This window comes from Arthrobacter sp. SAFR-179, from assembly GCF_059414945.1.
The window spans coordinates 148,696-160,632 of the sequence record NZ_JBPFDM010000002.1 but is presented as its reverse complement, the minus strand read 5'-3'; the positions used below and the strand labels follow the sequence as shown (position 1 = coordinate 160,632).

Genomic DNA, 11,937 nt, shown 5'->3' with positions numbered 1-11,937 from the left:
CAATCGGTGGCGGGGCTTTCCGCTGCCTTTGCGGCGCAGCGGCTGCAGTTGGCTGCCAAGGCCGCGCTTGCCGCGGGCCTTGCGTTCGCCATTGCGCCCCTCATGCCGGGCGCGGCCTCGCATTACGCGTACTACGCGCCCCTGGGCGCCCTGGTGGCCATGTACCACAATGTTGCCGGCTCGGTGCGGCAGGGGGCGCAGGCGCTCGCGGGGCTGGCGATGGGAATCGGCCTCGCCTTCATCCTGGTCAGTATTGCCGAGCCCTCCCCGTTGACGGTGGCACTCTTCATGGGAGTAGGCGTGCTCCTTGGCGGTTTGCCCGGCATCGGTTCGGGAAGCGACTGGATTCCGACGGCGGCCCTGCTGGTCCTGTTGGTGGGCGGCAGCAACGCGGACGATTTCTCGTTCGGATACCTGGTCCAGATGGGTGCCGGCGTGGCCGTGGGCATCGCCGTGAACTTCCTCGTTTTCCCGCCACTTCACTTTGACGCGGCGGCTTCAAGCCTGAATGAACTGCGCATTGCCCTTGGCCGGCAGCTGACCGACATGGGGGCGGCGATCACCGAGGAGTGGCCGCCGAAACATGAGGACTGGTCGCGGCGGTCGGATGAACTGGCCTCCGCCGCAAGCTCGGTGCGTCACCTGGTCAAGGAGGCAGACGCCAGCCGCCGTGCCAACCCCCGGCGGAAACTGCACCCCAGGGACGTGGACAAGGACTACCGCGACCTGCGGGAACTTGAGCGGGTGACGTTCCATATCCAGGACATGACGGACGTGCTCTCCGACGTCATCTGGGAGAGCGAGGTCCCGTACGAAATCCCGTTGCAGGACAGCGAGCCGCTTGCCGCTGCCATCACGGCAACCGGAGAGCTGCTGTCCTCCTACAGCGAGGCTGACGAAGAGACCCAGAATCAGCGGTTCGATGCCGCGAAGGAAGCACTGGAATCCTGCATGGCAGCTGCCGCGGGCAGGGAATCGACCGAAGGTGCCCTGCCCGCCTCCGAGTCGGTCCTCCTCAGCCTCCACCGCATCCTGCGGGCTGTTCGCCCGCAGGACTAGGCCCCGCTGCGGAACACGGGCCGGCTAAAGCGCGGCAACTGTCCCGCTGAAATGCCGGCGCCCGGAGCGGGGGCTCCAGGCGACGAACCGGGAGTGCTTCCACGACCCGGAACCGCTGTGCTCGGTGGCAATTTCCAAGGCAACCCGGGAGGGCAGGAACACCGGAGCCTCGAACTCCACGTCCCATGTGAAAGAGTCGCCACGGGCAGGCCCGACATCTGCGAGCGCACGCGAGGCCAGGTACATCCCGTGTGCTATCGAACGCCGCATGCCCAGGGCCTTGGCCGAGAGCACGCTCAGGTGGATCGGGTTGAAGTCCCCTGACACTGCGGCGTAGGCACGCCCCGTATCGACGCCGAGGTGCCACAGGGCCGTGGGGTCCGGCGGCTGGAAGTCGGCCCTGGGCGGAACGGCAGTGGGTTTGTCGATCCCGGGCAGGAACACCCCCTTGGAGAGGTAGGTGGAGACGCCCCGCCAATACACTTCCCCCGAGCCCCCAGGGCGCACTTCCGCCACGACGTCCACCTGCGTTCCGGACCGGTGGCCGCGGAGGTTTTCCACCCTGGCGGTCATGTCCAGGACGTCCGTGAAGACCAGTGGCGACCTTTGCTGCACGCTGTTGCGCAGGTGGATCATTCCCAGCAGGGGCAGCGGGAAGTCATCGCGGTTCAGGACGCTCATGGCCAGCGGGAACGCGATGGCGTGGATAAAACCTGCGGGCAGGACGTCACTTGCCGTCTCACCGATGAGGTGCTGGTAGGCGGTGAGGTTTTCCACCCCTACCCTCACTCCCCTGACCTCATGGCTCTCGGCCGGGAGGACGGCGGAGTCGTGGGTTCCCAGGAGCCTGCGCCTTGCTGCCTGGGCGGCGGCATTGACGTAGAGCTTGGACAAGGACGGCATCTCGGCCAGGATGACCGGCTGTGCGAGGGTCATGCCCCCACCAGGTTTTGCCCGCACACCCGCAGCACCTCCCCGTTGATTCCGCCTGCAGCATCGCTTGCCAGGAATGCTATGGCCTCGGCAACGTCGGAGGGCAGGCCGCCCTGCTGCAGGGAGTTCAACCGGCGTGCCACCTCCCGGACGCCAAAGGGAATGCGTGCGGTCATGTCGGTTTCGATGAATCCGGGGGCCACGGCATTGATGGTTCCGCCATTGGACGTAAGCAGCGGGGCGCTGGCACGGACCATTCCCATGACTCCCCCCTTGGACGCAGCGTAATTCGTCTGCCCCCGGTTACCGGCGATACCGCTGGTGGAGGCAACAGAAACGATACGCGGCGAAGAGCGGAAGTGTTCGGAGGCCAGCAGTGCCTGGTTGATCCGGAGCTGGGCGGCGATGTTGATGTTGATGACCTGGTTCCATCGTGCCTGGTCCATGTTGGCCAACAGCTTGTCCCGTGTGACTCCGGCATTGTGCACCACGATGTCCAGCCGTCCGTGCCGCTGCACCGCGTGGTCGATGATCCGCCGTCCCGCGTCGGCGCCGGTAATATCCAGCTGCAGTGCAGTGCCGTGTACCTCGTTGGCTACGGCTGCCAGCTGGTCTCCCGCTCCGGGGATGTCCACCAGGACCAGCGTGGCGCCATCGCGGTGCAGCGTCCGGGCAATCTGGGCACCGATGCCGCGGGCCGCACCGGTTACTACGGCCACTTTTCCTGCAAGTGGCCGCTCCACGTCCGCGGGCAGCGCGCCGTCCTCCGTTGAGACCGTCAGGAACTGCCCGTCCACGAACGCTGAACGGGCTGAAAGGAAGAACCTGACAGCACCCAGGGCGCTGGGGCTGGTGGAGGTGGTGCCATCAGCAAGGAGCACGCCATTACCCGTTGCTCCCGCCCGGAGTTCCTTGGCCAGGGAGCGCAGGAAACCATCCACCCCCTGCCGTGCCGCGGCAGCTTCGGGAGTAGAGGCTTCCCCCGCGCGGCGGGACAACGTTATGACCCGGCCGCCGGCTCTCAGGTCCCGGAGGGAACCTGCTGCGGCCAGAACCGGCATTTCCAGGTCTGCCGGGTGCCCGAGCTCATCGAGGACCAGGATGATGGCGCCCAGCTTTTCGGCCGGAACGGCATGCCTCCTGACGTCCAGGCCCCAGGACAGCAGCTCAGCGGCAAGTTTGTCTGCGCCGCCTGTGTCGCCCAGGACAACGACGGGGCCCGCAACCAGGGGCTGGCCGGGCTCGTAGCGCCGCAGGACAGCGGGCTGCGGAAGGCCGAGTTTCCTGGCGAGGTTGCGGCCCGGGCCGCTGTTGACCAGTTGGGCGTATGTATCAGCCATGCCGTCCCCCTACAGAGATTCCAGGATCGCGACGACGCCCTGGCCGCCGGCTGCGCAGACCGAAACCAGGCCGCGGGCAGGTCGACCGGTGGAAGCCGCCTTGGCGTGGAGCATCTTGGCGAGCGTGCCAACGATGCGGCCACCGGTCGCCGCAAACGGGTGGCCTGCTGCGAGCGAGGACCCGTTGACGTTGAGGCGCAAACGGTCAATGCTGCCAAAGGCGCCGTCCAGGCCCAGGCGGGTGCGGCCGAAGTCTTCGTCCTGCCATGCGGCCAGGGTACTGAGGACGGTGGCGGCGAATGCTTCGTGGATTTCGAAGTAGTCGAAGTCCGCCAGCGTAAGATTTTGGCGGGCCAGGAGCCTGGGTACGGCGAACACGGGGGCCATCAGCAGCCCGTCCTTGCCGTGGACGAAGTCCACCGCTGCAGCTTCGGCGTCCACTACTGTTGCCAGCTTGGGCAGGTCACGGGCATCTGCCCATTCATCGGATGCCAACAGCACGGTGGAGGCACCATCTGTGAGTGGTGTTGAGTTGCCTGCCGTCATGGTTGCATCTGCCCCGAGGTTCCGGCCAAACACCGGCTTTAGGGAGGCGAGCTTCTCAAGGGACGTGTCGGCCCGCAGGTTGCCGTCCCGCGTCAGTCCGCGGTAGGGGGTCATCAGGTCATCGAAGAAGCCGGAATCGTAGGCGGCCGCCAGGTTGCGGTGGCTGTTCAGCGCCAGTTCGTCCTGTGCTTCCCGCGGGATCTTCCATTGCGCTGTGGTGAGGGCCTGGTGCTCGCCCATGCTCAGGCCGGTGCGGGGCTCGGCCGTGCCGGGAGCCAGGGGTGCCAGGTCCTTGGGCCGCAGCCGGGCCAGGATCTGCAGCCGCTGGGGCAGCGTCTTGGCCCGGTGAAGGTCCAGGACCACCTCGCGCAGTCCCTCGCTGACCACTACCGGCGCGTCGGAGGCTGAGTCCACTCCCCCGGCAATGGCCGAATCGATCTGCCCGAGTTTGATCTTGTTGGCCAGGCCAACCACGGTTTCGAGACCTGTGGCGCACGCCTGCTGGAGGTCGTACACGGGGGTCTCGGCGGAAAGTGCCGAGCCCAGGACGGCCTCACGGGTGAGATTGAAGTCCCTGGAGTGCTTGAGTACGGCTCCCGCGGCCACCTGGCCGATCCGTTCATCCTGGAGGCCGAAGCGTGCGATCAGGCCGTCGAGGGCGGCTGTCAGCATGTCCTGGTTGGAGGATTTTGCGTAAGCGCCGCCGGAGCGGGCGAACGGAATCCGGTTGGCCCCGACGATCACCGCCCTGCGGGTTGCCGGGACGGAGGCGCGGGGCGATCCCTCTGCTGCGGGGGTGGACTGTCCGTCTGTGGACATGATGGCTCCTCTGGTCACAAGTGGTTACCGATACCCAGCGTACCTGATACGCTGGGTATCGTGAACTTCCCGGACGCAACTCTTCCCCCGGCCATGGAGGCTCCGTCTCCCGCAGCCACTGACGGACGTTCCGCACGCTGGCAGAGCCACCGGGAGGAACGGCGCCGCGAACTGATTAAGCAGGCCCGCCGTGCGGTGCACGCGCTGGGCAGTGACGCCTCCATGGAGGACATCGCCACGGCCGCAGGCACCTCGAAATCGGTTTTCTACCGGTATTTCGGGGACAAAGCCGGGCTGCAGCAGGCCGTGGGCGAAGTTGTGCTCAGTCAAATGCAGCAACGCATCCAGGAAGCTGCCCAAAGTGCCGTCACTCCCCGGGAAGGCCTGCTGGCCATGGTGGCTGCCTATCTTCAAATGGCGGACACCAGCCCCAATGTCTATACGTTCGTCACCAGCTATGCCCCAGCGGAACCTTCCAACCCGCCACATCCGGCCGCCCTGGGCGGCCCTCTGGGCCACTTCTTTGACGCCATCGCCGACATGATCGCCACCCCCATGCGTTCGCATCTGGGCGACGTCGGCGAAACCGTCATCGGCTACTGGCCCAAAGCGGCCATCGGCCTGGTGCGGAACGCCGGCGAGCAATGGCTCAGCACCCCGGACTCCCCCGCCAAGCCAACCCAGGAAAACATGGCCCGCCAGATCACGGCGTGGCTGTGTGTAGGCATAGCCCCCGAACTCACTCCCGCCCCATCGACCACCAAGTTATCCGCCAAAGAAGGACTGTGACATGACTGACGTAGTGGACCGCCCTGCCCGCAAGGGTCTTCGGCCCGCGGCAACCCCTGCAGCCACACCCATGGGCGACAGCCCTGCCCCCGCCGTCGACGTCGAGGCACTGGGACGGCAACTCCTCGGCAAGTGGGCCGACGTACGGCTCCAGGCAAGGGAGCTGGCCGCAAGGCCGGAATTGCACAAGATCGAGGGCCTGACGCATACGGAGCACCGTGCCCGGGTGTTCGGCCAGCTGAAATACCTCGTAGAGCATGAAGCCGTGCACCGCGCCTTCCCCGCAGAGCTGGGCGGCGCCGATGACCACGGCGGAAACATCGCAGGGTTCGAGGAACTGGTAGTGGCTGACCCTTCGCTGCAGATCAAGGCCGGCGTCCAGTGGGGACTCTTTGGATCCGCGGTGATGCACCTGGGCACCGCAGAGCACCACACCAAGTGGCTGCCCGGAATCATGAACCTGGAAATACCCGGCTGCTTCGCTATGACCGAAAGCGGCCATGGCTCCGACGTGGCCAGCATCGCCACCACCGCAACCTATGACCCCGCCACCGAAGAGTTCATCATCCACACCCCGTTCCGCGCGGCATGGAAGGACTATATCGGCAACGCTGCCATCGACGGCCTGGGCGCTGTTGTCTTTGCCCAGCTGGTCACCCGCGGGGTGAACCACGGGGTACACGCCTTCTACGTCGACCTGAGGGACCCGGCCAGCAGGGAATTCCTGCCCGGAATCGGCGGGGAGGACGACGGCATCAAGGGCGGCCTGAACGGCATCGACAACGGCCGGCTGCACTTCACCAATGTCCGCATTCCACGGACAAACCTCCTGAACCGGTACGGCAACGTCGATGCCGACGGAACCTACACCTCGCCCATCGCCAGCCCCGGCCGGCGTTTCTTCACCATGCTGGGCACGCTGGTCCAGGGCCGGGTTTCGCTTGACGGCGCCGCCGTCGCGGCCTCAAAGGTGGCCCTGAAGGCGGCCATCCAGTACGCCACCGAACGCCGCCAGTTCAACGCCTCCTCGCACACTGAGGAAGAGGTCCTGCTGGACTACCAGCGGCACCAGCGTCGCCTCTTCACCCGGCTTGCCACCACCTACGCGGCTAGCTTTGCCCACGAGCAGCTGCTGCAGAAGTTCGATGATGTCTTCTCCGGCGCCCATGACACGGACGCGGACCGCCAGGACCTGGAAACCCTTGCAGCGGCACTGAAGCCCCTGAGCACCTGGCATGCCCTGGACACCCTCCAGGAATGCCGGGAAGCGTGCGGCGGGGCCGGCTTCCTGATCGAGAACCGGTTCGCCTCACTGCGCGCGGACCTGGATGTGTATGCCACCTTCGAGGGCGACAACACGGTGCTGCTGCAGCTGGTGGCCAAGCGCCTGCTGGCTGATTACGCCAAGGAATTCCGCAGCGTGGACTTCGGCGTGCTGGCCCGCTACGTGGTGAACCAGGCTGCGGGTGCAGCTGTCCACCGCACCGGGCTGCGCCAGGTGGCCCAGTTCGTGGCCGACACCGGCTCGGTCCAAAAGGCTGCGATCGCGCTGCGGGACGAGGAAGGCCAGCGCGCCCTGCTGACCGACAGGGTGCAGACCATGGTGGCCGAGGCCGGGACCGCCCTGAAGGGCAGCAAGCGGCTGCCGCAGGACAAGGGCGCCGCGCTGTTCAACCGGCACCAGAACGAACTCATCGACGCCGCCCGGGCACATGCCGAACTCCTGCAGTGGGAAGCGTTCACGGACGCGCTGCGGCAGGTGGACGATCCCGGGACCAGGAAGGTCCTGACCTGGCTGCGGGACCTCTTCGGCCTGTCGCTGATCGAGAAGAACCTGTCCTGGTACCTCATGAACGGCCGGCTTTCCATGCAGCGCGCCCGGACTGTGGGCGGATACATCAACAGGCTGCTGGAGAGGATCCGGCCGCATGCCCTGGACCTGGTGGACGCCTTCGGCTATGGCGAAACCCATGTGCGGGCTGCCATCGCCACTGGCGCCGAAAAGACGCGGCAGGACGAAGCGCGGGCCCACTTCCGGAGCGAGCGGGCCAGCGGGCAGTCGCCCGTGGACGAGAAGGTCCTGCTGGCGCGCACGGCCGGGAACCGGAAGTAGCCGTCCCAAACAGCAGCAAAGACGACGGCGCCGCCCACCTTGCAAGGCGGGCGGCGCCGTCGTCGTTAAAGCTTCAGGTGGGTCAGCTCTGTGCCGGCAGCACCGAGCGGTACACCTCGAGGGTGGTTTCCGTAATCGACTCCCAAGAGAAGTGCTTCTCGGCCCGTTCCCGGCCGGCCTGCCCCATGGCGCGGGCCCGTTCGGGATCGGACACCACCTCGGTGAGAGCCGCAGCGAACTCCTTGACGAACTTTTCAGGGTCCAGGGGCGTGCCGGTGCCGTCGGTGACCTGTTCCAGGTCCACCAGCAGTCCGGTCCGGCCGTGCTCAACCACCTCGGGAATGCCGCCCGTGGCGCTGGCCACGACAGCAGCGCCGCAGGCCATGGCTTCGAGGTTGACGATCCCCAGCGGTTCGTAGATGGAGGGGCAGGCGAAGGCGGTGGCGTGGCTGAGCACCTGGATCAGTTCGTGGCGCGGCAGCATCCGTTCGATCAGGACAACGCCCGTCCGCTGCTTCTGCAGGTCCTCGATGAGGGCGGCGGTTTCGGCTGCCAGTTCCGGGGTGTCCGCCGCGCCCAGGCACAGGACCAGCTGGACGTCGGCCGGAAGCTTCGCGGCCGCCCGCAGGAGGTACGGGACGCCCTTCTGCCTTGTGTTTCTTCCCACAAAGACCACGCTTGGCTTGGCGGGGTCGATGCCCAGGGCACGGACGGCGTCGTCGTTTTCATCACGCTGCCACAGCTCCACGTCGATGCCGTTGTGGACCACCCGGACCTTGGCCGGATCAACGTTGGGGTAGCTGCGCAGGATGTCCTGGCGCATGCCCTCGGACACGGCGATGATGGCCGCTGCCGCTTCATAGGCAGTCTTTTCCACCCAGGAAGAAAGGGCGTAGCCGCCGCCGAGCTGCTCAGCCTTCCACGGCCTCAGTGGCTCGAGGCTGTGGGCGCTCAGAACGTGCGGAATTCCGTGCAGCAGGGAGGCCAGATGCCCCGCCATGTTGGCGTACCAGGTATGCGAATGGACCAGGTCCGCGCCTTGGACGTCCGGCACAATGCGCAGGTCCACGCCCAGGGTCTGCACCGCCGCGTTCGCCCCGCCGAGGTCCTCCGGGACCTGGTATGACGTCACCGCGGCGCCATGGTAGTCGGCGTCGCGGGGAGCACCAAACGCACGAACCTGCAGGTCAACGTGCTTGCTAAGCACCCTGCTCAATTCGGCGACATGCACCCCGGCGCCACCGTAGATCTCGGGCGGGAACTCTTTAGTCACAATGTCTATTCGCACAAGACCCAAGGTAGTCCTTCACGCATAACTGTTCTAGTGTGAAGGAGTCCGGGCCTACCGGACTGTCTTGGGGAGTTACGAAGGCGTACAGGAGCGACCATCATGCCGTTAACGAAAAAAGTCCTGGCCATTGTCCTCGCAGGTGGCGAGGGAAACAGGCTGATGCCACTGACGGCAGACCGGGCCAAGCCCGCCGTGCCCTTCGCCGGCAGCTACCGCCTGATTGACTTCGCGCTGTCCAACCTGGTCAATTCCCGTTACCTCCAGATCGTGGTGCTCACCCAGTACAAGTCGCACAGCCTCGACCGGCACATCTCCGAGACCTGGCGGATGTCCACCCAGTTGGGCAACTACATCGCTTCGGTTCCCGCCCAGCAGCGCGTGGGCAAGAGCTGGTTCCTGGGCAGCGCCAACGCCATCTACCAGTCCCTGAACCTCATCCACGACGCCAACCCCGACATCGTGGTGGTGGTCGGCGCGGACCACGTGTACCGGATGGACTTCGCCCAGATGGTGGCCCAGCACGTGAACAGCGGAGCCAAAGCCACCGTGGCGGCCGTACGTCAGCCGCTGCACATGGCCGACCAGTTCGGCGTCATCGAAGTGGACCAGAACGATCCCCAGAAGATCGCCGCCTTCGTGGAAAAGCCCGCCAGCACCCCCGGGCTTGCCGCAGATCCTTCCCAGTTCCTGGCTTCCATGGGCAACTATGTGTTCGACGCCGACGCCCTGGTGGCCGCGCTGCACGTCGATGCCGAGCGCCTGGACACCAAACACGACATGGGCGGGGACATCATTCCGTACTTCGTGAACCAGGGCGAGGCGGGCGTCTACGACTTCACCCTCAACGACATCCCCGGCTCCACCGAACGCGACCGCACCTACTGGCGCGACGTTGGCACCATCGACTCCTTCTACGACGCCCACATGGACCTCATCTCCCCGCTGCCCGTGTTCAACCTGTACAACTCCGAATGGCCCATCTACACCCGGCAGAGCATTTCCCCGCCGGCCAAGTTCGTCCGGGGCCAGAACAACACCGTGGGTACAGCCCTGGACTCCATCGTTGCCAACGGTGTGGTGATCTCCGGCGGCATCGTGGAAGGCTCAGTGCTCTCCAACGACGTCTACGTGGCCAGCAGCAGCCGGGTCATCGACTCGGTCCTGATGGACAAGGTGCAGGTGGGGGCAGGGGCAGTGATCAACCGCGCCATCCTGGACAAGAACGTCAAGGTCCCTGCCGGTGCCGCCATCGGGCTGGACCCGGACCTTGACCGCGCACGCGGCTTCAAGGTCACCGAGTCCGGCATCACGGTCCTGTCCAAAGGCCAGGAAGTCCCGGAACCGGGCGATGAAGAACGCCAGCTCGCCGCCAGGCACCTGAGTCAGCTCCCCAGCGCCGTGAAGGCGGCCGCGGACCAATACCCGGACATGCGCGAGGCTGCGGACAAGGTGGCCAGCACCCATGCGGCTGCGGCTGCGGAAGCCGCACCCGGCGCCCGGGTTTCCTGACCCGGACACCGCATCCCAAGGCATCTGCGGGCCGGGGCACCACTGATGGTGCCCCGGCCTGCGGCGTACGCTGTAAAATTTTCCCAATGAGCTCCCCCGATCTGACCCCTGAGGACATCCAGGCCTGCCTCAAGGTCCTGAACACCATCCACGCGTACGACGAGGAGCACCCGGACTACATCTCGGTGCGCCGCGCAACCGGAAAGATGTTCAAGGCGGTCAAGCGCCACCGCAGGGTCACCAAGCGGGATTCCATTGCCGACGCCGACCGCGCCGTCATTGCCCAAACGGCCACCGCTGCGCCGGACCGGATCGACGACGAGACCCGCGGCAACAAGCTGGCACCGTCGGCCACGGGCAACATCGCGGGGCACCTCATCCGGTCCCGCCCCTGCTATATCTGCAAGCAGCACTACACCCAGGTGGACGCCTTCTACCACCAGCTCTGCCCCGAATGCGCTGCTTTCAGCCACAGCAAGCGCGACGCCCGGACCGACCTGACCGGACGGCGGGCCCTGCTGACCGGCGGCCGCGCAAAGATCGGGATGTACATCGCCCTCCGGCTGCTGCGCGACGGAGCGCACACCACCATCACCACCCGTTTCCCCAAGGACGCGGCCCGCCGCTTCGCCGCCATGGAAGACAGCGGGGAATGGCTGCACCGGCTCCGGATCGTGGGCATCGACCTGCGCGATCCTGCCCAGGTCATGGCCCTGACTGACTCCCTCAACGAGGCCGGTCCGCTGGACATCATCATCAACAACGCCGCCCAGACCGTGCGCCGTTCCGGCAACGCCTACAAGCCGCTGGTGGACGCCGAGGACGAGCCGCTGCCCGCAGCACTGGAACAGGCCAACGGCGGCCCCGAACTGCTGACCTTCGGCCATGCCCACGACAAGCATCCGCTGGCGCTCGCCGGCAGCGTCACCGAACACCCGGTCCTGGCCGGCGACGCCATCACTTCACTGGCACTGTCCACCGGGTCCGCCTCGCTGGAGCGCATCGCCTCCGGCACCGCCATCGACGCCGGCGGCCTGGTCCCTGACCTTGCCACCATCAACAGCTGGACCCAGGTGGTGGACGAAGTGGATCCGCTCGAAATGCTCGAGGTTCAGCTCTGCAACGTCACCGCGCCGTTCCTGCTGGTCAGCCGGCTGCGCGGGGCCATGAGGCGCTCCAGCGCACGGCGGAAGTACATCGTGAACGTCTCCGCGATGGAAGGCCAGTTCTCCCGGGCCTACAAGGGGCCGGGACATCCGCACACCAACATGGCCAAGGCCGCGCTGAACATGATGACCCGCACCAGTGCCCAGGAAATGCTGGACACTGACGGCATCCTGATGACGGCCGTCGATACCGGTTGGATTACCGATGAACGCCCCCACTTCACCAAGGTCCGGCTGATGGAGGAAGGGTTCCACGCTCCGCTGGACCTGGTGGACGGTGCGGCACGGGTTTACGACCCCATCGTCATGGGCGAGAACGGCGAGGACCAGTACGGCGTCTTCCTGAAGGATTACAAGCCCAGCCCCTGGTGA

Annotated in this window: 9 protein-coding genes; 5 read left to right on the top strand and 4 right to left on the bottom strand. The window is 66.2% G+C overall.

Features of this window, described 5'->3' with window-relative positions:
* Positions 1 to 6: 6 nt before the first annotated feature.
* Complete coding sequence (locus ACR65K_RS05105; RefSeq protein ID WP_056333833.1) at positions 7 to 1,059, top strand: FUSC family protein; 1,053 nt, start codon at positions 7 to 9, stop codon at positions 1,057 to 1,059.
* Between the two features lie 24 nt (positions 1,060 to 1,083).
* Here the strand turns inward: ACR65K_RS05105 and ACR65K_RS05100 are convergent, their stop codons facing one another.
* The 3 genes from ACR65K_RS05100 to ACR65K_RS05090 are packed head-to-tail and all read right to left on the bottom strand — an operon-like array spanning position 1,084 to position 4,697.
* The gene (locus ACR65K_RS05100; RefSeq protein ID WP_056333830.1) at positions 1,084 to 1,995 is read right to left on the bottom strand and encodes a MaoC/PaaZ C-terminal domain-containing protein; all 912 of its coding nucleotides are present in this window, start codon (positions 1,993 to 1,995) and stop codon (positions 1,084 to 1,086) included.
* On the bottom strand, positions 1,992 to 3,332 hold the full coding sequence (locus ACR65K_RS05095) for a 3-oxoacyl-ACP reductase (RefSeq protein ID WP_440151598.1): 1,341 nt from the start codon (positions 3,330 to 3,332) through the stop codon (positions 1,992 to 1,994). The genes ACR65K_RS05100 and ACR65K_RS05095 overlap by 4 nt, the downstream gene beginning before the upstream one ends.
* 9 nt (positions 3,333 to 3,341) lie before the next feature.
* Positions 3,342 to 4,697: an acetyl-CoA C-acetyltransferase gene (locus ACR65K_RS05090; RefSeq protein ID WP_440151597.1), complete on the bottom strand. Its 1,356-nt coding sequence runs from the start codon at positions 4,695 to 4,697 to the stop codon at positions 3,342 to 3,344.
* 93 nt (positions 4,698 to 4,790) lie between these two features.
* Between ACR65K_RS05090 and ACR65K_RS05085 the strand changes: the two genes are divergently transcribed.
* Both ACR65K_RS05085 and ACR65K_RS05080 read left to right on the top strand, forming a co-directional pair.
* Complete coding sequence (locus ACR65K_RS05085) at positions 4,791 to 5,486, top strand: TetR/AcrR family transcriptional regulator (protein WP_440151917.1); 696 nt, start codon at positions 4,791 to 4,793, stop codon at positions 5,484 to 5,486.
* Position 5,487: 1 nt separating this feature from the next.
* A complete protein-coding gene (locus tag ACR65K_RS05080) occupies positions 5,488 to 7,599 on the top strand; it encodes an acyl-CoA dehydrogenase family protein (protein WP_440151596.1) in 2,112 nt (703 codons plus the stop codon).
* A gap of 82 nt (positions 7,600 to 7,681) precedes the next feature.
* On the opposite strand, the gene glgA is transcribed toward ACR65K_RS05080, so the two are convergent.
* Entirely contained in the window at positions 7,682 to 8,887 is a 1,206-nt protein-coding gene (glgA, locus tag ACR65K_RS05075) for a glycogen synthase (protein ID WP_056333817.1), read from the bottom strand.
* Between the two features lie 102 nt (positions 8,888 to 8,989).
* Between glgA and glgC the strand changes: the two genes are divergently transcribed.
* Together glgC and ACR65K_RS05065 are read left to right on the top strand one after the other, a co-directional pair.
* Positions 8,990 to 10,399, top strand: a complete 1,410-nt coding sequence (glgC, locus tag ACR65K_RS05070) for a glucose-1-phosphate adenylyltransferase (protein WP_440151595.1) — start codon at positions 8,990 to 8,992, stop codon at positions 10,397 to 10,399.
* Positions 10,400 to 10,485: 86 nt separating this feature from the next.
* On the top strand, positions 10,486 to 11,937 hold the full coding sequence (locus ACR65K_RS05065) for an SDR family NAD(P)-dependent oxidoreductase (protein ID WP_440151593.1): 1,452 nt from the start codon (positions 10,486 to 10,488) through the stop codon (positions 11,935 to 11,937).